This is a genomic window from Dyadobacter diqingensis, assembly GCF_024220585.1.
Taxonomy (GTDB): Bacteria; Bacteroidota; Bacteroidia; order Cytophagales; family Spirosomataceae; genus Dyadobacter; species Dyadobacter diqingensis.
Map to the genome: position 1 here is coordinate 345,469 of NZ_JAMXKF010000004.1, position 23,977 is coordinate 369,445.

18 protein-coding genes are annotated in these 23,977 nt (G+C 43.0%); 8 read left to right on the top strand and 10 right to left on the bottom strand.

Annotated features, from left to right (window positions below; genetic code table 11):
- Positions 1-43: 43 nt before the first annotated feature.
- From M1L62_RS13740 to M1L62_RS13760, 5 genes are all read right to left on the bottom strand, one after another.
- Complete coding sequence (locus tag M1L62_RS13740; protein ID WP_254560160.1) at positions 44-2,821, bottom strand: vWA domain-containing protein; 2,778 nt, start codon at positions 2,819-2,821, stop codon at positions 44-46.
- Positions 2,822-2,977: 156 nt separating this feature from the next.
- A complete protein-coding gene (locus M1L62_RS13745) occupies positions 2,978-3,289 on the bottom strand; it encodes a hypothetical protein (RefSeq protein ID WP_254560161.1) in 312 nt (103 codons plus the stop codon).
- 30 nt (positions 3,290-3,319) lie between these two features.
- Positions 3,320-3,526, bottom strand: coding sequence for a hypothetical protein (locus M1L62_RS13750; protein ID WP_254560162.1), 207 nt, complete (start codon positions 3,524-3,526; stop codon positions 3,320-3,322).
- Between the two features lie 10 nt (positions 3,527-3,536).
- Positions 3,537-4,151: an HI_0983 family protein gene (locus M1L62_RS13755; protein WP_254560163.1), complete on the bottom strand. Its 615-nt coding sequence runs from the start codon at positions 4,149-4,151 to the stop codon at positions 3,537-3,539.
- Positions 4,152-4,192: 41 nt separating this feature from the next.
- The gene (locus M1L62_RS13760) at positions 4,193-4,555 is read right to left on the bottom strand and encodes a hypothetical protein (RefSeq protein ID WP_254560164.1); all 363 of its coding nucleotides are present in this window, start codon (positions 4,553-4,555) and stop codon (positions 4,193-4,195) included.
- Positions 4,556-4,916: 361 nt separating this feature from the next.
- Here M1L62_RS13760 and M1L62_RS13765 point away from each other — a divergent pair, with 361 nt between their 5' ends.
- The 3 genes from M1L62_RS13765 to M1L62_RS13775 all read left to right on the top strand — a co-directional run bounded on the left by M1L62_RS13765 (position 4,917) and on the right by M1L62_RS13775 (position 7,973).
- A complete protein-coding gene (locus M1L62_RS13765; protein WP_254560165.1) occupies positions 4,917-5,675 on the top strand; it encodes an oxygenase MpaB family protein in 759 nt (252 codons plus the stop codon).
- A gap of 104 nt (positions 5,676-5,779) precedes the next feature.
- Positions 5,780-6,751, top strand: a complete 972-nt coding sequence (locus M1L62_RS13770; RefSeq protein WP_254560166.1) for a c-type cytochrome — start codon at positions 5,780-5,782, stop codon at positions 6,749-6,751.
- Positions 6,752-7,019: 268 nt separating this feature from the next.
- On the top strand, positions 7,020-7,973 hold the full coding sequence (locus tag M1L62_RS13775) for a phytanoyl-CoA dioxygenase family protein (protein WP_254560167.1): 954 nt from the start codon (positions 7,020-7,022) through the stop codon (positions 7,971-7,973).
- Between the two features lie 76 nt (positions 7,974-8,049).
- Here the strand turns inward: M1L62_RS13775 and M1L62_RS13780 are convergent, their stop codons facing one another.
- Both M1L62_RS13780 and M1L62_RS13785 read right to left on the bottom strand, forming a co-directional pair.
- Entirely contained in the window at positions 8,050-8,487 is a 438-nt protein-coding gene (locus M1L62_RS13780; protein WP_254560168.1) for a VOC family protein, read from the bottom strand.
- 75 nt (positions 8,488-8,562) lie between these two features.
- Positions 8,563-8,961, bottom strand: a complete 399-nt coding sequence (locus tag M1L62_RS13785; RefSeq protein WP_254560169.1) for a VOC family protein — start codon at positions 8,959-8,961, stop codon at positions 8,563-8,565.
- A gap of 432 nt (positions 8,962-9,393) precedes the next feature.
- Here M1L62_RS13785 and M1L62_RS13790 point away from each other — a divergent pair, with 432 nt between their 5' ends.
- The 3 genes from M1L62_RS13790 to M1L62_RS13800 all read left to right on the top strand — a co-directional run bounded on the left by M1L62_RS13790 (position 9,394) and on the right by M1L62_RS13800 (position 15,608).
- Entirely contained in the window at positions 9,394-12,465 is a 3,072-nt protein-coding gene (locus M1L62_RS13790; RefSeq protein ID WP_254560170.1) for a SusC/RagA family TonB-linked outer membrane protein, read from the top strand.
- Positions 12,466-12,531: 66 nt separating this feature from the next.
- Complete coding sequence (locus M1L62_RS13795; protein WP_254560171.1) at positions 12,532-14,112, top strand: RagB/SusD family nutrient uptake outer membrane protein; 1,581 nt, start codon at positions 12,532-12,534, stop codon at positions 14,110-14,112.
- 122 nt (positions 14,113-14,234) lie between these two features.
- On the top strand, positions 14,235-15,608 hold the full coding sequence (locus tag M1L62_RS13800; RefSeq protein ID WP_254560172.1) for an MATE family efflux transporter: 1,374 nt from the start codon (positions 14,235-14,237) through the stop codon (positions 15,606-15,608).
- 11 nt (positions 15,609-15,619) lie between these two features.
- Here M1L62_RS13800 and M1L62_RS13805 read toward each other — a convergent pair whose 3' ends face one another.
- Complete coding sequence (locus M1L62_RS13805) at positions 15,620-17,977, bottom strand: ABC transporter permease (RefSeq protein ID WP_254560173.1); 2,358 nt, start codon at positions 17,975-17,977, stop codon at positions 15,620-15,622.
- Between the two features lie 164 nt (positions 17,978-18,141).
- Here M1L62_RS13805 and M1L62_RS13810 point away from each other — a divergent pair, with 164 nt between their 5' ends.
- Positions 18,142-18,495 carry an SdpI family protein gene (locus tag M1L62_RS13810; protein ID WP_256527692.1) on the top strand — a complete coding sequence of 118 codons (354 nt, stop codon included), beginning with the start codon at positions 18,142-18,144 and terminating at the stop codon, positions 18,493-18,495.
- Here M1L62_RS13810 and M1L62_RS13815 read toward each other — a convergent pair.
- Positions 18,482-20,188 (bottom strand): hypothetical protein, encoded by a 1,707-nt coding sequence (locus M1L62_RS13815; protein ID WP_254560175.1) that lies wholly within the window; start codon positions 20,186-20,188, stop codon positions 18,482-18,484. The genes M1L62_RS13810 and M1L62_RS13815 overlap by 14 nt on opposite strands.
- Before the next feature lie 290 nt (positions 20,189-20,478).
- On the opposite strand from M1L62_RS13815, the gene M1L62_RS13820 reads away from it, so the two are divergent.
- Complete coding sequence (locus tag M1L62_RS13820; RefSeq protein ID WP_254560176.1) at positions 20,479-22,194, top strand: tetratricopeptide repeat protein; 1,716 nt, start codon at positions 20,479-20,481, stop codon at positions 22,192-22,194.
- A 76-nt stretch (positions 22,195-22,270) separates the two neighbouring features.
- Here M1L62_RS13820 and M1L62_RS13825 read toward each other — a convergent pair whose 3' ends face one another.
- Positions 22,271-23,878: a M81 family metallopeptidase gene (locus M1L62_RS13825; RefSeq protein WP_254560177.1), complete on the bottom strand. Its 1,608-nt coding sequence runs from the start codon at positions 23,876-23,878 to the stop codon at positions 22,271-22,273.
- Between the last annotated feature and the right edge of the window lie 99 nt (positions 23,879-23,977).

The following is a 23,977-nucleotide window of genomic DNA, read 5'->3' on the forward strand; positions in this document are numbered from 1 at the left end:
TGTCCGTTCCGGGAATCATCCCGGGGCGGGCAACAATATTACACTAGTTATCCGCCTGTTTTTTTGACTGAGCTTCTACAATCAATTGTAAATCGGCATTCTCGGCCGTTACATGTGCGTATGTTCCTTTTCCTAATGCCGTCAGTTTTTTCAGTTTTATACCATTGTTAGGATTTTTGCCAAAAGTAAAAATGCTGAGATAAACGTCCTGACGGGCATTTTCACCAATGAGTTGCAAGACCTCTTCACTGACCGGAAATTCACCGTCGGTAGCCAATACAATCCGGTTGTTGCCGGCACGGATATACTCCTTGTTCGCTACTTTATAGGCGAGTTTTATTCCTTCATTGCCATCCGTATCACCGGTAGATTGGAGTCCGTCGATCGCGCGTGCAATTTCATCCGTTTTCGTTCCCGATGTTGGTTTTAACGCGACACGCGCCTTCCCTGAATACACGACTATGGAAATCTGATCTTCGGGGCGGAGCAATTTCAGGAGGGATTTGACCGATTTTTTCAACAGTGGCAGCTTAATCGGCGAATCCATGGATGCTGAAACGTCGAGCAGCAACACCATGTTGTTGGCAGCAAAGCCATTTAACGACCGTGACACTTCTGGCTGCGCAATTCCATTGCTTAGGTAAACGGTATCAACGCGTACACGTTCGACATAAATGGTATCGCGCAACGTTTGTTTAATACCTTCAATAACAACTTTTTTTGGCTCACTTTCTAACCTTTCAGGCGCATTTTCCCTGCGATCGTTCCTGGTCACCGGTATCAGGTTGCTAGTCCGGTTATCTGGTATTTGCTCGGTTTTTGCTGGCTTGGCGTTATCCCGGTTTTGTTTTGGGATGCGACGAAAAGCAAAAACGTCTGGTTGGTTAATGTGTTGGAGCAGTCCTGCATTCGCCAGTTCACAGAATTTATTGTATTGATAAACCAGCTCGTTGTTATAAAAATAATAAAAGGATTCATAAGGGTGAGCAGTCAAAGCGGGTGAGGGCATTTTAACTTTCTGAGCCATCATAGCCAACCTGGAAGTATTGGCGGAGAGATCCTCATACGGCGAATAGGGGCAAAGTCCGTTGCTGCGGCCATACCGCTTCAATCCGTTCAAATTCTGATATTTATCGGCAATCAGCTGCCGTGCCTGTGCCTCCGATTTTTCAGTATTGGGAGCCTGGTTTGTTTCACCTTTCAAAAAGTTTTTAACACCGAAAAGTATTTCTTTATCGTCGTCCATGGTTTTGGCCAGGGCGCTGCCGCCTAAAAACCAGGAACTGGCCGGATTTGCATTGGGATAACTTTCATGAATGCGTCGTACATCTGTGTATAACTGCTCTTTTTTCTTGTCAAAAATATCAAACAGGTCAAGATAGCGGTCAAGGATTGTGTCTGAACGGCGAAGTTGGTCCTTTAAGTATTCCTTTTGATTCGTATATTGAATCAGTTCAATGCTGAGGTTGTCCATTTCCTGCAAGATACTTAGCAGCACTTCCGCCTGGCCTGTAATGGATTTCCGATAAGGCTGCGGAATAGATACACTGGCACTGGTCAGGAGTTGATACAACGACAGGGGCACCTTATAGTCCGTATGGGAATAGGTAAGCGCCGCGTGGGTGCGGCTCCGCGATGGATCACGGTGGTACTCCGCCGAAGACTGATAATTGCGGATCAAAAGCTGTAACAAATGCATTTGTCTCAATGATTCATTGATAAAACCCACATAATCATTTAAGACTCGAATGGTAGCAGCTGACGCAGGTTTTGCAGCCTTTTGTACCTCGAATGAGATAACAGGTTTGTTTTCAAACGGTGCTGTTCTCGCTATCGGTTTATCAGCCAATTCCTTTGGCTCCGGTGTAAATACCGGGCTCAATGCGGGATAGCTAAGTAAGGGTATGACCGACTGGCTATAACTTACAAAGGACTGATAGCTGGCAAGTAAATCCTGATTGTATTGGTTCAATAACGAAAAATAGACCTCGTTCCCGTGATGTGCATTTTGTTTTGCCGCGAAATTGTGATCATCAATGGCGTGTCTTTTAATCGTCTGTATAGCTGCCAGCGCGGACTTAAATGAGCCCAATGCTGAAGAGGCCGGATATTCAATCTTTAATCCGGACTTTTCAAAACCTGATAACATGCGGCCGTCGGACAGCATACTTTGCTGAATCTTATCAATCGGCCAATCAGCACGGGTTTCTTCGTTCAGATAATAGGGCAGGGATTCAAGCAATTGCTGCTGACTAACAAGAACTGCCTGCATGGCTTTTGCCGCACTCAGATTAGGATCGGTATCCAAATCGGGCTGATAGCGAAGGAATACACTCTGGATTTGCTGATAGAAAGCCGCTTTATCCTGACCGAATTTCCTAATAACTGATTGCATTTCAGTAATCAGCGTATTGGATTGTTTTAGATCGTCATCCTGATAAGCTTTTAAACGAACGTGTGTTTCCAGCGCTTTTCCGGTGTCGTCAAGTTTTGTCAAAAGTTGCCAGATAGCGTCAGTACTTGTATTGAGCTGTTTTCTTTCAGCCGCTGTTAAGCCTGGTCCTTCCTTCGCTTTCTTGTAGTAATACTCTTCAAGAGGGCCGGAAGATGGAAGTCTTAATAACAGTCCGTTGTTCTTTCGGTACGCCTGAACATCACGCTCATAGGCACTCAGCATCCGAAATCTGTCTGTCAATATTTCTGCCGATTCATTCAGAAATTCAACGTATTTGTTTAATGACTGCTGAGGCACTGCCGGTTGTGTATATCCGTTGGTGAACATGGTCGTGAAAAATAACAAAAAGAGTAAAAAACGTTTCATGGCTTCATTGAATTGATGCATTGCTTACCGGTCGCAACAGGGCAAAGGTCGTTAATTTGGGATAAATACGTTTCGACAATCCTGATCCTGCAAACGAACCGGGGCGCTATTCACACTGCTGAAATTCATCAATTTCGGTAAGTTTCATAAATGCGGCTAAGGCAAATCAGGATTTTTTCCCGGACAAATGGATAGTATATTATCGTCTATGAGGAAATAGCCAGTTCCCGATAGCTTATCTTGGATTACCTGTTTCCCGATAAATTCGAGTAGCCTGGTTCGTCTCGATAGTGGTGTTTTGGTCTGAGCTTCCCAATATTTCGGCTCGGGTATGCCGATAATTACCAGTGCAGGAGGCATGGCAAATTCATACCACATGTCAAATTTTGTTTCCCTGCTGATAAAATGTATGGTGCCGCTTCTACCGGCTTCGGAATAAGTTAAATTTCCGGTTTCTTTTTTGATCATGATGTCTTATTTTGTCGGTTTCAAAATGGTTTAAAACGAATTTTTAGCCCATATGTAACCGGCAATAAACGCCAGAATAAAACCGATAGGGCCGTAGACGAAGATGCAGGTCATGCTCGCTTCCACACCTCTGTCATGGCTGTTTGAAGATAACTTGCCGATCAGGTAATAGCTCAGGAAAGCGGAAGCGGCGTAACCGACAATACCAGCAATCAGTGCAATGCCAAAGTATTTCATAGATTTTGAACTAGTTAGATTGAGCTATATTTAAAACAGGAAGTGTTGTTCCGGCGATTTCCTTGATGAGTATTGGTCGTTCTGTTTTGAGCTTTGTAAGGAATGGTTTGATATCCCTGCCATATTTTCGGGTACTTACCGCGAATAAAAACACACCTTTTTCTCCTGATTTTGCCTTTACGGATTTGAATCTGTAAATATCCCTTTCCACCAAACTATTCCGTTCATCGGCGGCAGTTTGCCCGATCAGGCAATCGATTATTTTTTCACCAGTCGCGGCATTGCTGATTATCTCAAAGTTAACATCATGATTGCTAAGTTTCAACTGTTCCAGTTCACGTATTTTTATATTGATGGCTTGGTCTACCGTTGAAGCTGTTATTACAAAATCAATCATGATCATCGACTTATAATTCGGGAATTCGTCTCCCGATTGAAGATATTCCTGTTTGTAGAGAGAGGCATCCGGATGTGAGGACCAAACGAGCTGAAAAGCCTTGCTTTGGAAGCTAACCGGGCTTTGAATTCCCAGATAATTAACCGCACTCTTTTTGGGTTGACCGGAGCACAGTCCAGAAATAATCAGCATGACAGACAAATTGATAAGTATTAGGTTATTTTTCATGGCGTTGATTTATGTTTTAATTCGGTACTGGGTAACCCGGTTCAGAATGAAAAGGGAAGTTCATACTCTTTACTGATAACTTTTGAACTGCGAGTTTTGACCTCGATTTTCGCTTTAAGCGGTGAGCCGACAACGAGATAGTTTTTAACGAATTGGTTGTCGTGTGCCATCCACGAATTATCGGCAAGCAGATAATCGGTGGCTTCTGTTTTTGAGGCCTGATACGCCCATCGTTCGGTGATCAATGGTTCAAAGTTGATTATGTGCCCCATGTAAAGGACCTGAATTCCCGGCAGCGATTGATTGCCAAGTTCGGTACAGGCGACGACCGTTATTGTTAAAGAAGAACCATCTTCCAGATCTTTTACTGACCACTCGTCGATTACTGTTTTTACGTTTGCCATTTTTGATTGATGTTTTTGTACGTGAATTTATTTCGATACAAACGTAACATCGCAGAAAGTGTCCGGCAATTTTAAAGGGTATACAAAAGGTTGATCACCATAAAATAGGGGTATACAAAAGGTATACAAGGTCGCTAACTGCATTTTAAGGCACTTTTTTGAAGGATATATTATCGAAAATATACCCGGGACCCGGAAACTTGATACAATCTTTGATCGGATATACAATTATAATCCGGGTTAGGAAAGCTGCTATTTTATATTTTACTTTGTTATTCAAAGTACTTTTATTAAAAAGATACTGTGTGACTGGAAATTGGATAATGCCTAAGTTGTGTTTATTGCTTTTAAAAAAAATGAGATGAAATATTTTGTAAACGAAGGCTCGATTGTGAGAAAAATATGGGGGCAGGCAGATGCTATCCTGTTTATTTTTGCAGGGGCATCGGCCGAATTTGCTCTGAACAAGGCTGTTGACTGGCTTTACTTTACAGGTCGGCTTCCCGCAGATCCGTTAGGACGTCTTTTCTCAACGGTTGCTTACGCACGCCAGATCGTTTTTTCAGAATATGATGCGGCGTTAAATGCTATTGATAAGATCACTGCAATTCATCAGGGAGTGGAGCAGCAGAGGGGAGCCAGCATTCCTGATTGGGCCTATCGAGACGTGTTATTTATGCTGGTAGATTATTCGATCCGCTCTTTCGAAGTGCTGGAAAGAAAGCTGACCGAGGATGAAAAGAGTGAAATTTTTCGGGTTTTTAATCTGGTTGGCGACCGGATGCATATTTCCGGTTTGCCAGGAAATTATGAGGATTGGCGGACCATGCGGGACGAACATCTAAATGAAAATCTGCTAAAAAGTGATTTTACGGTGGATTTGTATAAGCAATACAAAAAACATCTTGGCCCGATAAGGTATCAGCTGCTGCTGCAGGTACAGGTGCTGGTTGTGCCTGAACAGGTAAATAAGTTGCTTGCTCTGGGTAATTTCCGGGTTTTGGATCCTGTTCTTTCGGTGTATAAGTTAAGCCGTTTTTTTGGAATCGAAAAGTTTATCAGAAATGGAATATTGCCAAAGGATTACAAAAAACAGGTCATTGCGCTGGACTCTGCCTGACTTTTTTACCGTTAAATATGTTTAATGTAATCTTCTTAAATGTCTATGAGGTAGTGTGTTGTCGATTGCATAAATTTACCATACACGAAACCCTATGATATGTTATGAAGAGATTTCTAAAAATTGTCGGCATTATCTTAGCCGTTTTGATACTTGCTGCCGTTGGCGCAGCAACTTATGTGAAAACAGCCCTCCCCAATGTTGGCGAGGCTCCTCAACTCGTCATCGAAAAAACGCCTGCGCGGGTCGAGAGGGGCAAGTACATCGCCAATCACGTATCTGTTTGTATGGATTGTCACAGCACCCGTGACTGGAACCGCTATACGGCCCCGCTGGCTGGAAATTTTGGAGGTGGCGGCGAAAAGTTTAGCCGCGATCTGGGCTTCCCCGGAGAATTTTACGCCAAAAACATAACGCCATATGGGCTCTCGCAATGGACTGACGGAGAAGTTTTCAGGGCTATTACGACAGGGGTTAGTAAAAAAGGCAATGCCCTCTTTCCGGTTATGCCTTATCATGCTTTCGGGCAACTTGACACCGAAGATATTTACAGTATAATCGCCTATTTACGTACACTCGAACCGGTGAAACACGATGTACCTGCCGCGGTAGCAGATTTTCCTGTTAACATTCTGATTAATACGATGCCAGCCAAGGCAGTTCCGGCAACAAAGCCGGCCGAAAGCGACACTTTGAATTACGGGAAATATCTTGTGACGGCTGCGTCCTGTGTTATGTGCCATAGTCAAATGGAAAAGGGGCAGATCGTCGAGGGAAGTGAGTTTGGGGGCGGAATGGAGTTCAAAATCCCATCCGGTACTGTCAGGTCCGTTAATATCACACCGGATAAAAAAACCGGATTGGGGCTTTGGAATGAGGACGTTTTTGTCAAACGTTTTAAGATGTACGCGGATTCAGGATATGTCCCCCATGCGATCGGACCGAAAGACATGAATACACCAATGCCCTGGACCATGTACGCGGGGATGAAGGAATCCGACCTTAAAGCAATATTTGCGTATCTGCAAACGCTGCCGGCAAAAGATCATGCAGTTGTTAAATTTGAGCCTAATTGATTGGTTGATTTGATGTCTGACATCTTATTCGTGAAAAATTACGTTAATGGAAATGCCCGGCTGAGTCCGGGCATTTCTATGTTTTGATTAATAGGGAGCCAGGAAATTTTTCGATTAACAAAATTGTATGTGCCGGATACAATAATTTGTCAGCAGCTACATTATTATTAGTAACTAATGTTACATTTGATCATTTTATGTGACAGTTTCTTGTTGAAATATTAGCCATTAATTTACACAATTAAAACAGACCCTAAAAGTTTAAAGTATGATCAATGCGAATTTACCCTGGATCGAATCACCTTTTTTTGAAGAAATATTAGCAACAAAAAAGTTAACTGGTGAGCAATTGAATTTTGTCAGGGAATACCAGCAAAATGGTTTTGTAGTGATTTCAGGTATGTTATCGGAATCGCTCGTAGACCGTACAAGAATTGATGCGGAAGAAAAAGCATTTAATCCTGATTTTCCTATCAAGACGCAGCGGGACGAACGTCGTGTGCAGGATTTTTGGAAAGTTTCCGAGGCTTCAAAAGAATTGGCCTGTCACCCGAAAATTCTCGAAATGCTTAGCTTGTTTTACGACAGAGAGCCTATTCCTTTTCAAACGTTAAATTTCAAATTCGGGTCGCAGCAGAGAGCGCATTCGGACACAATTCATTTCAGTTCGCTGCCAGCGAAGTTTATGTGTGGCGTTTGGGTCGCCTTGGAAGATATCACGGAGGAAAAAGGGCCGGTGTTCTATTTTCCGGGCTCGCATCGTTTGCCGGAATACGATTTTTCGCATATTAAAACGGATGCAAAAACACCGTCATATCAGGATTACATTGAGTACGAAGATTTTATTGAAAAAATTGTAGATGCCAATAAGTTTGAAAAGAAGAAATTTATTGCTAAAAAAGGTGATGTATTGATTTGGTCGTCTAACATCATTCATGGCGGCTCTCCTGTGGAAAAAGAGGGCACTACACGCTGGTCACAAGTGACGCATTACTTCTTTAAGGACTGTTATTATTACACCCCGATGTTGTCAAACATGGTGACAAAAGAACTTTTCCTTAGAAATAACCTGGAAAATATGCTTACTGGGGAAAAGGTTACTCAGACGTATAATGGTGATCAATTGAATTCGCTACCATCCGGAAAGCACATTTTTACTCTTTTGCAAAAGCGGCTAAGAGCAGGTTCAATCCTGCTAAAAATGCTAAAAGGGCAGGTGTAATCATGAAAATTTTGTACCCTTACCAAAAAGAATGGAATGTTCTGTTTGGTAAGGGTATGTTATGATAACGATTTAACTACTTCTGCTGGTTGTAATCATAACTAACCATCCAGTTAATCCCGAATTTGTCAGTTAGCATGCCGAAAAATGAGCCCCAGAATGTTTTCTCCAAGGCCATGTTTATTCTTCCGCCGGCTGACAATCCGTTAAATATTTGCGTGGCCTCGTTCTCGCTGTCAACGTTGATTGAAATCTGGATGTTATTTCCGTCAATCGTGTATTCCGCCCATTCGCCACCCACATCGCTGCCCATAAGTAATGTTTCTTTGCTGATCGGTAGGGAGATGTGCATAATCTTTTCACCATCGATTTCATGTGCGTGACCGTTTTCCGATGGAGGCATATCTTTATATCGGCCGATAAAGGCAAACTCTCCGCCAAAGACAGATTTGTAAAAATTAAATGCTTCTTCGCAATTGCCTTTAAAATTGATGTAGGGGTTAATTTGTGCCATAACTCACTGTTGAATTTGTTGAACGTGATGAAGTTTGGGAAATGCCAGGTGAAATATTTTTCTCGACACAATCAATCAATTCCCTGCGTGCAGGGCTACCCGGTTTCCCTCCGAATCAATAAATAAGGCCATGTACCCAATTTCTTCCGTAATCTGCTTCCTGGGCATAATAACCTGTCCACCGGCACCTTCAATCTTGTCGATGACGGTCTGTATGCTGGGATTGGCATTGAGATAGACCACTGCGCCATCCGCGGAAGGTTTGTACATATCGCCTTTCACCAATGCACCAGAGACTTTCCCTGACTGCCCGCTCATATCATACGGGAGAAAAGTCATTTCTATGCCCATCATATCCTGAGTTTGCATTTCTACATCCAGGATCGTTTCATAAAATTTTTTTGCTCTTGCAGTATCCTCAACCGGTATTTCAAACCAGTTGAGCGCGTTCGTATTTGGGCTGATTTTTTCCATGATTTTGATGTTTAGTGTGGTTATAAATTTAAGTAATAAAAAATATAAATTCTTCTCCTTAAAATTATGTTTTTGGCTTCCTTGTTAAATTTTTAAGGTACTCAATGATTACCTTATTTTGAGATTGATACGCTTACAAGTTCTTTGGTCACTCGTCCTCGCCAAATATTTTAGGGCGTGTGGATATGAAAAAGTACTAAAACGATTTACCCAATACATCGTTTAAATTCCCACAAAATGAAGATTTTTTCGGCCGCATTTTTTCAAACGTTTGCAATTTGATTGCAAACGTTTGCATGTCCTATGTATTATTTTATATTTTTTATATTAAAAATACAATATGTAGTATTGTAGTGTCAAAAGTACACTATTTGTTTATTCGGTGACTTAACCACTCTGCTTATCTACAATTCATTGTTAAAACTCGGTTCTATGAAAAACACTTCGACAAAAATCAGATTATTGGTCAGGCTTGCTGCACTAGTGATCTTACTAAATTGCCGGTTCCTGCCTGCTGACGCGGCTGGTTGGGAAAAGAGGAAGCCGGATGTGGCCAGTCAATCCAGTCAGGACATTACAGTTAAGGGTAAGGTTGTATCCGGGGGAAAGGAAGGGCTGCCTGGGGTGACTATTCTCGTTGAAGGTTCGTCGAACGGAACAACGACAGACGCGGAGGGAAATTATTCTATACAGGCACCTGCTGAGGGCGTGATCATTTTCAGTTATGTGGGTTATGTAACCCAGAAGATCCCGGTTCAAAACCGTTCTGTGATTGAGGTAAATCTGGCTGCCGATACCAAGACATTGGGCGAGGTAGTTGTGGTGGGTTATGGCACGCAGTCGCGTAAAAACCTCACGAGCTCAATCACCACTTTGAAACCGGAGGATCTGAACCGAGGTGCGATCAGCGACGTAGGACAGTTGCTTCAGGGCAAGGTGCCGGGACTAAACATCACAAGAAGTGGAGATCCAAACAGGGCCGCGGCCATTATATTACGTGGAGCGTCTACGCTGAGAGAAGGCGCTCAGTCGCCGTTATTTGTCATTGACGGTGTTCCGGGAGCAGATATCTCGGTAATTGCACCGGATGATATCGTGTCGATGGATGTGTTGAAGGATGCGGCTGCAACGGCAATTTATGGAAACAGGGCATCCAATGGGGTTATTATCGTGACTACAAAAAGACCTGTGAAAGGGCAGCTTCAATTGAGTTACAGCGGTTATTTGTCAGTCGATAAGGTTTCCAACCAGTTTAAAATGATGGATGCCGGTCAGTTGCGAGATTATCTATCCAAAAACGGGCAGGCACTTGCGCCGGAAGATGATCTGGGTGCAAGCACAAACTGGCAAAATGCCGTACAAAGATCAAGCGCGATTTCGCATAACCATAACATTTCGCTTGGAGGTGGAACGGAACAGACTTTGTATAGTGCAAGTATAAATTATTTCGATCAGCAGGGGATTTTGAAAACCAGTGGTTTGAGCCGGGTTATCGCCAGATTGTCTGTTGAACAAAAGGCGTTTAAGGATCATTTGAAACTTGGCTTGTCGGTAAGTAATTCCGTGAGCAATGCCGATTTGGTTCCTTACCGCAACACGGTACTTTCGCAGATGCTGACTTATTTACCAACCGTGCCGGCCAGGAATTCCGATGGTAGTTATTACGATAACTTTAACCGTACAGGTTATTACAACCCGGTTTCTTTGATGGAAAACGGGAAGGAGAATTCAAAGTCTAAAAACCTTTTAGGGACATTCACAGCACAGGTTAAGTTGCCGTTCGGATTTACTTATGATGCGAATTTATCCTATCAGAATTTCCAGTCTAACTACGGTTCTTATTACAATAGTTATTACACCAAATATTACAATTCAATCCGTAGTACACCTGATCCTCCGGCAAACCCGGGCAACATCAACCTGACAGGACAGAATGGTATGGCAACCCGCAATTCGTATCAGAATACGACAAAAATTCTTGAAACATTCCTGACCTGGAACCGGACTTTTGGTGATCACACATTGAGTGCAGTGCTTGGTTACTCATGGCAGGAAAACATCAATGGCGACGGATTTCAGGCAACCAGCACCAATTTTCCGGTTGATAATGTGAGTTATTACAACCTGGGTTTGGGAAATCCATATGCTATTCCATCGTTCCGCGTGGACTACGGTCCTGATAATTATCAGCAAACGCGTCTGATTTCGGACTTTGCGAGGGTGAATTATAATTTCAAAAACAAATACTTGTTACAGGCGTCGGTGCGTCGTGATGGTTCGTCGGTTTTTGGGGTCAATGAGCAATGGGGTTATTTCCCATCGGCAGGTGCGGCATGGAGAATCGCGCAGGAAAATTTTATGGCAAACCAGAATTTTTTCGATGATCTGAAACTACGTGTAAGTTATGGTGTTACAGGTAATTCCTTAGGGTTTAGCCCCTATACAACCAAGCTGATTTATGGAAGTGTCGGGACCTTCTATTACAACGGATCGCAGATTTCCGCTATCGGCGCTTTACAGAACGAAAACCCGAATTTACGTTGGGAAAAAACGGCGACATCCAATATCGGACTTGATTTCTCACTGGTAAAAGGGAGAATCAGCGGTAGTCTTGATCTTTACAACAAGAGCACAACCGACCTGATTTACAACTATCCCGTGAGCACGGTACTTTATCCGAATGGCACGCTTACTGCGAACGTTGGTGAAATGAGCAACAAAGGGGTTGAATTTGCGCTTAACATTATCCCGGTAAAAACGGCTGACTTTTCGTGGTCCACAAATATTAATGTAGCGCATAATAAAAACAAGATTGTGAGTCTTTCAAACCCAACGCTGAAATCGGATTCGGTGCTGATTGTACAACCGGATGGTGGCGGACAAACAGGTGAAACGGTTCAGATTATTTTGCAGGGACAGCCCATAGGCCAGTTTTACACTTATCAGTACGCAGGTAAAAATGCCGACGGCGTTTCGCAATATGTTGATTCAAAAGGAGAGTTGACCATCAAGCCGCAGATTAAAAAGGATTATCACCTGGCGGGAAATGCGCAACCGAAGGCACTGATAGGTTGGTCGAACAATTTCAAATACAAGAATTTTGATCTGAATGTATTTTTTCGCTCGGCGCTGGGAGGCAAGATCTTCAACGTAACCCGTGCTGATTTATTCCGCCCGTCTACCGCACGGCTTAACAACATTCCGGTGGAAGTGGCTGACGAATCGGTAAACGATAACAACTCTTACCGTTACTCGTCGAGATTTATTGAAAGTGGAAATTACTTGCGACTGGACAATGCTACGCTGGCTTACAATTTCAAAAATATCAATCCGGCGATCAAAAACATCCGTATTTATGCATCGACCAATAACCTTTTTGTGATCACGAAATACAAAGGTATTGACCCCGAAATTAACCAGGGCGGGATAGCACCGGGCGTGGACGCAAGAAACTTTTATCCGAAAACCCGCTCGTTTTTGTTTGGGATCAATGCTACGTTCTAGTCTGATTTTCGACGATTGGATAAATATTTAAGGATCAAAATTTTCAGTTATCAAGATTTTATCAATATGAAAAATATAAGAAATACTTTTCTGGTTCTGATGCTCGGTTCCTGGCTGTCGTCCTGCCATGACCTGTCCGTGCCGGTGGTTACACAGCTTACACCGGAAATTTTTCCGCAAACAGCCCAGCAATTTGTACAGGCTGCCGGCCCGACTTACAACGCTTTTCGCGGAAGTTTTGCAGTGGAATATTTTTTCATGCAGTCGATCAGTACCGACGAGTCGATTATGCCTGCACGGGGAGGGAACTGGTATGACAACGGTCGCTATGAGCAGCATCATAAACATTCCTGGACGCCCGATAACGCACACGTTGCCGGGACCTGGAACTGGCTCACGTCAACAATAAGTACCAGCAATCAGAATATTTTTCTGATTGAAAAAGCACCGGAATCTGCTGCAAAACTGACCAGTATTGCCGAACTGCGGACAATGCGTGCGATCTGTTTGTTCATCATGATGGATTTATGGGGAAATGTACCGTTAACCACCACTTTTGGAGATGCAACACCGGCAACTTTGAAACCAAGAACAGAGGTTTTTGCATTTATTGAAAAGGAGATAAAAGAATCCATTCCCAATCTGGATCCGGCTGTGGGACAATCGACTTATGGTCGTCCTAATTTGTATACAGCCTATGCTTTGCTTGCGAAAATGTACATGAATGCAGAGGTTTATACGGGCACACCACGTTGGAATGACGCGATAAGTGCCTGCGACCAGGTGATCAATTCTGGGAAATATGCGCTTGAAAGTGATTATCGCAAAATGTTTTTCGTAGATAACGGACCTCAGATCAAGGAGTTTATTTTTGCGATTCCTTACGATGCATCTGCACCCAATGGCTTGATGTTTTATGCCCGTTATTCGTTGCCTCGTTCACTGCGCGCGAAGTTCAGTCTGAACCATACACCAAGTGCGCCGATGAGTACTTTACCTGAATATTATGCGCATTTTAACGACCCCAACGATGTTCGTAACAGACAATGGATTACCGGGAAACAATATCTTTACAACGGAAGTCCCGTCATTGTAAAAACAACGAAACAGGGTTACGACGAGGATTACGCGGGCGCAGACAAAGGCGCAGCGATAGACTATCACGTGGAGCTGACACCCGAGGTTATTATCAAAAAGCCGGCAAGTTTTGATACCGGAAATGATGAAAAGTCATGGAACATGGGTTACCGGAACAATAAGTTTTACGCCGACAGTACTTCCGCAACAAGAAACCAGAATAACGACGTTCCGTTTTTACGATACTCAGATATCCTTTTGTTGAAGGCTGAGGCTATTTTAAGAGGCGGTGCTGCGACAGGAGGCCAGACGGCGCTTTCGCTGAGCAATCAAGTCCGGACGATTCGTAAAGCGGCTATCTGGACAAACGTTACGCTCGAAGACATTTACAGCGAACGCTGCCGCGAACTGGCCTGGGAAACCTGGCACCGCAACGATATGATCCGTTTTGGGAAATTCGAAGGCAAATGGGGTGTTAAAACCGATACAGATGTGCGAAAAAGGATCTTTCCGATTCCGACAGGTGCCATTCAGCTTAATCCGCTGTTAAAACAAAACCCGGGATATTGATCGGAAGTTATTTAGTTAAACGCCTGAGACAGATTGGATGTCTCAGGCGTTTTTTGTGTATTTAGATCGGATAAACCGGATAATAGGCTTACCTTCGTCCCCCAATTTCAAAAAGGCTCCTTATGAATTCGCAGAATCAATTGAGTGAAGCTCCGGTAAAATCTTTGTTTTTTAAGTATTACATACCAGCACTCATCAGCATTTTATCCGTAACAGTTCATCAGATTGTAAATGGCGTAATTCTGGGGCAGCAGGTAGGAAAGGAGGGACTGGCTGCTGTTGGCTTGTATGGGCCGGTTATAATTGTTTTTATTGCTTTGACGCTTCCGGTGATGATAGGAGGTGGTATCATGATAGGCAAAAGTATCGGGGCGGGAAATTATCAGAATACACAACAAATTTTTCAATTTGCCACTACCCTTGCTTTGTTATTTGGAGGGATTATTGCAATAAGTTCGCCTTTGTTGGTTCGGCCCATTGCCGGGTTTCTGGCTGGTAATAATCATACAAAAATCGTAGATAACCTTTGTGATTATATGTCATGGCAATTGATAAGTCTGCCCTTTTTATTCCTGAGAATGTTTTGGGGCAACTTTATCAGTAGCGATAGCGGTCCAAAGGTTTCTAGGAACGCGTCGCTAATTGGGGTGGTGCTTAACATTATTTTAGACCTGTTTTTAGTTGTAGGGTTGGGTTTAGGAGTGGAAGGGGCATCTATTGCAACAGCCGTTTCTATTTTTCTTTCAGCATTTTACCTATTTTTTTATATTCAAAAAGGAAGAAACAATTTTAGCTTCCGTGATTTTCAATTTACGCTTAAATTCAAAGATTGGAAAGAACTTGGACATTTTGGCCTTCCGTCTTTTGCTTCGGAAATCTCGTTTTCATCAGGTCTTTTAATGATCAGTCACAGTGTTGTTCCTTACGGAGCTTTGGCGGTTGCTGCTTTCGGATTAGTTAATTATTTGAGCTTTATATTTATTCGGTTGTTTACAGCAGCCATGATCGCAGCACTCCCAATCGTTTCATTTAACATTGGAGCAAAACTGCCTGCCCGCGTTCTGGCTATTTTTAGGTTTGCATTCGGGTTTACACTCGTTCTGGGCTTGGTTGTAACAGCAGTTGGGTTCGTTATCCCGGATTTACTCGTTAGTTTGTTTTCTGATAATGAAACGGATGAGTTTGTCAATGTTGCAGGTAACGCAACGAAACTATATTTTATTCTTTTTCTCGGTGCGGGCCCCAATTACATCCTGTCATCTTATCTCCAAAGCATTGGCAAGTCAAAACTGGCTACGCTGATCAATATTTTAAAAGGTTTTTTATTTATAGCAGTTTTTATGTTTCTGCTCACCGATTATTTCGAAATGGGTCTGAACGGAATTCTATTATCCCGTTCGTTTGCCGAGATATCTACATTGATTCTTGTCGGTGGATATATGCTATGTAAAAAGGGTAATTATTTTTCAGAAGAGGTGATTATGTCAAAAGTTTAATCTTTTTTCGATTAATCGACGCTAAGCACATTTACAGGATTTGTTCGGGCCGCTGAAATGCTCTGAAAGCTTACCGTGATTAGTGCAACTATGAAAAGGGAAATGGTTGGCAGAATAAATAACCAAAGGCTTAAAGAAATGTGGTATGCGTAAGTCTTGATCCATATTTTGATGAAAATAAAGGCTATAGGGAGAGCGATAATGGACGATGAAACTACCAATTTTAGAAAGTCACCGGCAAGATGGATTGTCACCTGACTAACTGAAGCTCCAAGCGTTTTACGGATTCCGATTTCTTTTAGCCGTTGTTTGGTTGCGTGTAGCGAAAGACCGAACAACCCCATGCAGGATACAAGGGAGGTTAAAATACAAAGCAGATTGAAAAACGTTGTGGTACTATTTTCGGCATTATACTGATTTTTGAAGTGATCTTCTAAGAAGTAATAGTCAAAAGGGCTGTCTGGGAAGAATGATTCCCAGCTATTCTTAATCATTTTAATGCTACCAGCCATGTTGTCCTTATACGCTTTGCTGGTTAGTTTTATTGACATAACGGGGCCGTTATTTGCCGTGAAAAGGAGAGGCTCAATGGCTGTTTTTAATGAACGCTGATGAAAGTCATTGACTACACCGATGATCCTGCACCTGTTTTCTCCCCAGTATATGATTTTCCCAATTGCATTTTCGGGTTTAGCAAAGTGCAGGCTTTTTGAGCCAGCGTTATTGATGATCACACTTTCAATTTTTGTTCCAAACAATTGATCGGGAAACTCAGTTGCTCTGAAATTTCTTCCGGCCAGCAATTTGAGATGATATGAATTAACAAATTCATGATCCGTAACCTGGATGGTGAAATTATTGTGAGCCAGATCCTTGTCTTTTTCCTGTCTGACATCTCCCTGCCAGTCAATTGCATCGCCCGGAACAGCACTTGACGTTGTGACCGAATTAACAATAGCAAGGTTAACAAGCTGTTTTTTGAAACCTGCCATGCTGGTCAAATACGACGTGTCGACATGGGATGGTGCTTTTAGTACCAGTGTATTGGAAATTTTGATCTTCAAATCCTGATTTGTCATGAAGTTAAATTGCGCGTTTAACGCACAGACACAAATCAGGAAAAACCCGCATAAAGCAAATTGACATACTACCAGGGTTTTTCGGACATTGACATTACTGCCGCTCAAAGTAATTTTGCCTTTCAGGGAAGTAACAGGCGTACTACTGATGATGATCGCAGGGTAAAATCCCGATATCAGGGCGAATGAAAAGAATATTGTTATTACAACTATAAGGGAGATAGGTGATATTTGGAAGACATTGAGATAATTTTGAATACCGATGTAAGCGTAAATGCTAGCTGAAAAAGCTTTAATGAAGACCGTCGCCAGAGCGACTGCCGTGAGGTTGATAATAATGGATTCGAGAAGGAGTTGCAATATTAAGTCACGACGATTTGCGCCGGAGAATTTCCGTATCGCCATCTCTTTTACACGTTCAGAGGCTCGGGCGGTCGCCAGGTTAACATTGTTTATCCAGGCAACTATTAGAATAAAAACTGCCAGAATGGTCAGGTAACCGATTGCTTCTGGATTCCCAGGCTCATGAATCTCATCTGTAAGACGGGAATGAAGGTAGATATCTTTTAATGATTGCAGTTCATAGCGCGTATTGGCATCCGAAACTTTTGTTTTACCAAAGGCAAAGGTTTGAAAACGGGTAACTAAGTCTCTTGGTGAATGATTTTTTGCGATAAGAATGTAATTGTATAGAAATGAATTCCTTAAAGCAGGACTGTCCGACACCGAAGACAAAGACGCAAGAATCTCAACAGGATTCAGGTGGGAGTTTTTCGGAAAGTCAGCCATGATGCCTACTATGGTGTAGCGTTTGTCTTGCATGCTGCCTTTCAGGTGAATTATTTTGCCCACTGGTTCAATTTTTCCAAAATAAAGTTTTGCAGCAGATTGCGACAATACAACTGTATTAGGATTTTTCAACACAGTGTTCTTATCCCCTGATAATAGGTCAACAGAAAAAAAACTGAGAAATGAACTGTCCGCAAAAAACAGGTTTCGCTGATTGTAGACCTGTTTTTCGCTGCCATCGTCAATTTGTATTGCGCAGTCAAACCATGAACGCGTCGACAGTAACTGAGTATTTGCTTCTATCGCGGGTAAATCTGAATTAAAAGTAGCTCCAAGAAAAGGAGACGAGAGGGCGGTTTGATCAGTTTTGTCGAGAGATATTGTGCTTACGCGATACATCCGATTGTAGTTTTCAAAGGTTGTATCGTAACTCCGTTCGAAATTGATATACTGGAAGATCAGAACAGAGGATGCAATAGAGATAGCTAACTTTCTAAACATTTGGAGAGATCAGGGAAAAGATCTTAAATAGTAACAAGTGTGAAAACAGTTAAATAAGGTAGCCTGTTTTGTCAAAATAGTTTGAACATCTAGGTTAATAAACTATATTGTAACCACAGAAAGAAATGGAAAATTATCTGCGTCAGTAACTGTGGCTTACTTTTATGATTTTATTTGCACACCTTATCCTGGCCATAACGATCCTAACTTTAACAGGTTATTTCCGAACTTATCAGCCTGATAAAGTCAACCGGATTTTTGGATACCGAACAAGCTTTTCTATGAAAAATCAGGAAACGTGGAAGGAAGCAAATCAATTTAGCTCCCGTCTACAATTTAAGTTTGCGCTGTTTTTTACCGTATTTACGCTGTTTTCTTATTTCTTGATTGGTGGTATCACTTCGTTTTATCTATCCTGCGCGTTTTTGACCGTAATTTCCATTGCTGTGATTCCTCTCACTGAATACCATTTAAGAAAGAAATTTGATCACCAAGGCAAACCCGTTACGAAACCATAATCACATGCCTGAAAGGCGTGAAACCGGTAATGTAAACCGAAGGTGCGTCCATGGCTGGTAAGGAACCCCGCAAACTGATGTTTTTGTGCAACGCCTTGCCCGGACCGAAAGTGATGATATTTTCCCCGAGCGTATAGGTTCCATTACCTTCTCTTAGCAACCAGGAATCTTTACTGTTTTCGATTTTGACTACGCCATTAAGTACTCCTCCCGGTCGGAATATGAACTCCCATGCAACCGGTACCCGTTCGGTTCCGCTAGTGGCGATCTCAATTTCAATGCCTTCTCTTGTTACGTTGATGGAAATTTTGGTTTCAAGTAGTTGTACTTCGCTTTGCGGACGATCGGTTCTGGGCATTTTTTCCCAATCGCCGTCCGGAGATATTTTGTCGACTGGATAAGGCTGAAAATATGGGCCGTCTAATTTTTGGATTAACGCCCATCCGCGTTCCGTTTTGGTAATCGTGTCTGACTGAAACTGACCTTTTCCGAAAAACGAAGAGGCAAAACGCACGCCCTGTAAAACGGCATTTCCCTTCATGAAAGTGAGCCAAACCGGGTTTTTAGCGATCAAAGTGCTGTCCCAATTGTTGTGTCTGATTCGCACCAGTCCTGAGTTCGGGAAAGATTTTACGTATTCGACAGGCAATGATTTTGCCGGGGGCAAATTGCTCCATAAAGATGGGTCCGCCAGGAAGTAATCCAGAAAACCTCCAATTTTCGGACCGGCTGTTTTCTCGATCAAGGTGCACATGGCGGAATAAGATCCGTTGTTATCCAACAGTGCCAGATATCGGTATGGATAATAGTAATTTTCCAATGTTCCTACCAGGGCTTTGTCTTGCCTGCCCGATGCATCTGTAACAATTTCGCCATTCGGGTGAACATAATACATGGTCATGTCCAGATTGCGACGGACTGCGTCAAGAAGTGCGGGTTTGTTGAATCCTTTGGCAATAGTGATCAACAAGCGGTCTGAAAGTGCAGAATAGATGTAGGTGCTTTTTTCGTTAAACTGACCGTCCTGGTCAAGATCTATGTGTTCTCCGAGCCATTGCTCAGCTCTGGCAGCATATTTTGGATCCGGCCATAACGTGTACAGTTTTGCCAAAGCAGCCGAAACTACCCAGCGATGATTGGGTGTGTGAATGCCACCAACGGCAAGTGCGTCGCCTGCGCGAATCAGGAATGTTTTAAGGTTTGCGAGCAAATTTTCCTGGCCTTTGGTTTTGGATTTTTCTATTAAAACATAAGCCATCACCAGCCGCTTGACGATGAATCCGGTATCAGGTGTGGAATGAAAATTTGTCGATAACAAATCAATAGTACCATCCGAATGTTGTGTTTTTATCAAATATGTCGCTGCCAGATTCATATCATTTAACAGGTCAGCCGATTGGTAAAACTGTGAGGAAGGGGAGGATAGTGCACAAGAACCCCATTGGATGACGGCCGCGGTGTTATGTGGATTCAATATATCGAATGCATCCCTGACCCCGCCAAGATCAGGACTTTTTTCATCCTTAACCTGTAAAGTTCTCAAATGAGTAATCCCGATATCATTGTTTTTTACAAGAGCCAACAGCCACGAGGGCATTTTTTCAAGCCGGCTGGGAATGATGCCTGAAATGTTCACGATCGGGGCCGCGCAGCATGTGACAACTGACTTCTTAACAAATTCTCGTCTGTTCATGGAAACCGGGTTTACCTGTTATTTAAAGTAAAGCAGCGCTCAGGTTTACTAATTCATTTTGTAATAAAATTTGTTTAAACAAAACTATTCCGGGATCGTATGAGTTTTAGCGGCTTATTATGTACGGCGTATAGACGTAGTGGTGTGGTTATAGTCAGGTAATGTGTTGCTTGAAACAGAATAGTAATCCGGTGTTTTTTTGAAGTGATATTGATAGGATACTGTTATAAATTTACTTAAATTAATGCATAAATTGTTGACTGTAAACGTCTTCCTTTGGGAAGTTGTATATGAAAAACACAAAGATATTCCTTAGCGGCCTGTCATTGATGACCGGCGTTTTCTTTGCTTGCCAGCCTAAAAAGCAAGCGGAAAACAATCAGACGATTTCACAGATTATTTGCCGTACACAGCTTACTGATAAAGACTGGTATAGTTCAGGAAGAAAAGCCCCTCTTTTCGAAGGGCTTGGCAATGTGCATTATCCGATAACTACCCAAAGTAAGGAAGCGCAGAAATATTTTGATCAGGGACTTATGCTGGCCATGGGTTTTAACCATGCCGAATCTGCCCGTTCGTTTTATCAGGCAACGAAAATTGACTCGACCTGTGCGATGGCCTTTTGGGGATTTGCCTTTGTGCTGGGGCCAAATTATAACGCCGGCATGGAACCGGATAACTATGCCAGGGCATATAAGGCGGTAAAACAGGCGGAGAAACTTTCCGGAAGTTGTACTGCCAAAGAGAAAATGCTGATTAGGGCCTTGTCTAAACGCTATCCGCCCGGCCCTGTTGAGGATCGGAAGCCTTATGACGTCGCATACTCGGAGGTCATGAAAAACATATATCGGCAGTTTCCAAATGACGAAAACGTTGCTGCTTTATATGTTGAATCGGTTATGGATTTGCATCCGTGGGATTTGTGGGAAAAAAATGGAAAGCCGAAACCCTGGACAATAGATATTCTTGCTGAGCTTGAAAAATTAAAGGTGCGTTTTCCTAAACACATCGGTATTCAGCACTATTATATTCATGTCATCGAGGCCTCTCCAACACCTGAGAAGGGACTTGCCAGTGCTGCCATTCTCACGAGTCTGGCGCCGAATGCAAGTCACCTGGTGCATATGCCTTCTCACATTTATATTCATACCGGTAATTATCACGAGGCTTCGTTGGCCAATATTCTTGCGGTAAAGGTGGATAGCACGTATCTGAAGGGCTGTTACGCGCAGGGAGTTTTTCCGCTTATGTATTTTCCGCATAATTATCATCTGCTGGCGGCTACCGCAACCATGGAAGGTAATCAGAAATGGGCCATGCTGGCTGCCAATAAAATGGCAGAATATAGTAGAAAAAATTTAATGCCGGATGCTGCCTGGAGTACCTTGCAGCACTATTATACAATACGGTACCACGTCGCGCTGAAGTTTTCTTTGTGGGATGAGATCATCAAAATGAGTAATACCGATTCTGTTAAATTGAAGTATCCGACTGCTATTCGTCACTATGCCATGGGACGTGTTTTTGTCGCTAAAAATCAGGTTAAGAAAGCTAAGTTGGCGTTGTCGGAACTGGAAAAAATTACGGCGGATCCGGAGATTTCCAAATTGACTTCTGCCGGTATAAACCCGTTAAATGCCGTTTTGGAAATTGCCAGCCGGGTGCTGAAGGCTGAAATTGCCAGCAAGGAAGGTGATGTTTCCATGAGCGAAAAATGGCTGAGGGAAGCCGTGGCGCTGGAAGATAAGCTTAATTATAATGAACCGCCTGACTGGTTCTTTTCGGTGCGACACGATCTTGGCAATTTGCTGCTTAATGAAAAGAAATATGATGAAGCGGAAAAGGTGCTATTGGCAGACCTGAATATTTTCCCAAGAAATATCTGGGCATTGAAAAGTCTGTATAAGACACAGGTGAGCAAAGGAGAAACGGAAGGCGCCAGACAAACAAAGATTGCGCTGAATTTAGCCGGGAAATGGGCGGATAAGCATGTTAAAGTATTGTAGAACTGGTGAGCTTCTGACTTGAAAATTTTCATGGCGTTTCTGTTTAACTGAAAACAGAAACGCCATGTCTTTGGAATTACTTTTCAGATGAAGGAATCAGCCTGGCTTTCAGGTCGGGATCTTTCATGTTTTTGTCCAAAGGAAACATCGGACGTTTGATTCTTTTGTAACCAAGTCTTTCCAGGTTCTGGTCAACGCCGCCGGGTGTTAAAGAAAGGATCCAGTCGGCTCTCATGGCATAAAGTTCAGGCTCCAGATAACCTATTTTCACCACAACGATGTCGGATTTACGAGGATTTAGTCCCAATCGCGTGAAGTCTGCTTCTTTGTGATATGGTTTACGCTTTTTGGTAACAATCACATGAACACTTCCAACTTTTACCACGACTTCGGTTTCTGCGTTTTTGTCGCCATGCTCAATGGATTCGACGGTTCCGACCAGCCTTACCGGCGGAGCAAAACGGGAATCAACTTTCGCGCCTGCATAAGCATTAACTTTACCACCAACACCGGCCGCAATAGCGCTTTCTACGAATTCTGGTCCGGGGATCGAGGCATAAATAAGTGAGGGGCCGTTTTCTGATTTGAATTCCGGGCGGGCAAGAATTTCTTTCAAAGTCCAGGTTACATCACCAGCGCCACCTGCCGTTGGGTTATCACCAGAATCACTGATAAAAAATGGGTGCGTTTTGCTGGCGACGGCTTTGTCAAGACTTTCGCTTAATGAGCCTGTCGGCGCCACAAATGCAAAGTCTGCTCTTGCTTTCCAAAAACTTTGTGCAAGCTTTTCTGCCGTTTGTGTTACGGTAGTTTTATCGTCGCCAGTAACCATTACTACTGCATGGTTGCGGGGTTCGTCAGCCCATGCATAACCTACCCAGATTGCGGCATCAATAACGCCCGGTTGTTTAGAGGCGGGGTCAACTGCCGCATAAATTGTCTTTGCAGGTTCTATTCTTGTGCTGGTTTTTTCGCCAGGCAATAACACCGGAACAGGAATCCAGGCTTTGTAAGCAGGTTTTCCTTTACCGCTTTCCAACCGTGACAGCAAATTATCAACAGCGCGTTTTTTGGTCTGCATAGCATCTTCGTGCGGTGCCATCCGGTAACAGGTGATCAGGTCCGTGTTTTGTGCCAGACGTGGCGACACATTACCGTGAAGGTCCATCGACGTTGAAATAAGTGTCTTTTTACCAACAACTTCACGGATTCTTACGATCAAATCGCCCTCGGGGTCATCCAGTCCAACGACGCTCATGGCGCCATGAATGTCGAAAAATAATCCGTCATAAGGTCCGTTCTTTTTGAGCAATTCCAGTGTCTGTTTCACCAATGACTCATACGCCTCACGAGTCACCGTTCCACCAGGCAATGAACGTCCCACTAGTGCAGGAAGCCAGATAGCCCGTTTTCTGTTGACTGAGTCAGCGGAAAAGAAAGGATACGATGTAAAAATTTCATCTCCGCGTTTAGGATGGAACGCCTCTTCCAAAGTTAGCGCAGGTGAAAATGTACTGGATTCGATCGCAAGACCGGCAATACCGATTCGGGGAAGTGCTTTTTGTTTGGGGCCTGTTTCCTGTTGTACAGGAGCCGATAATCCGTTGATTTTTTCAGGAGCCGGAACAAATAACCGAGATACTGTTAAGAAAAAGGAAGTGATTAGGAAAAATGTAAGTTTCATACATTAAATTTTGTCAAATAAACATTTTAAAATATTTTATTAAATATAATCAACTTTATGTAGCCGTTGTGAATTTGACAAAAAACTTTCCCCGTATGT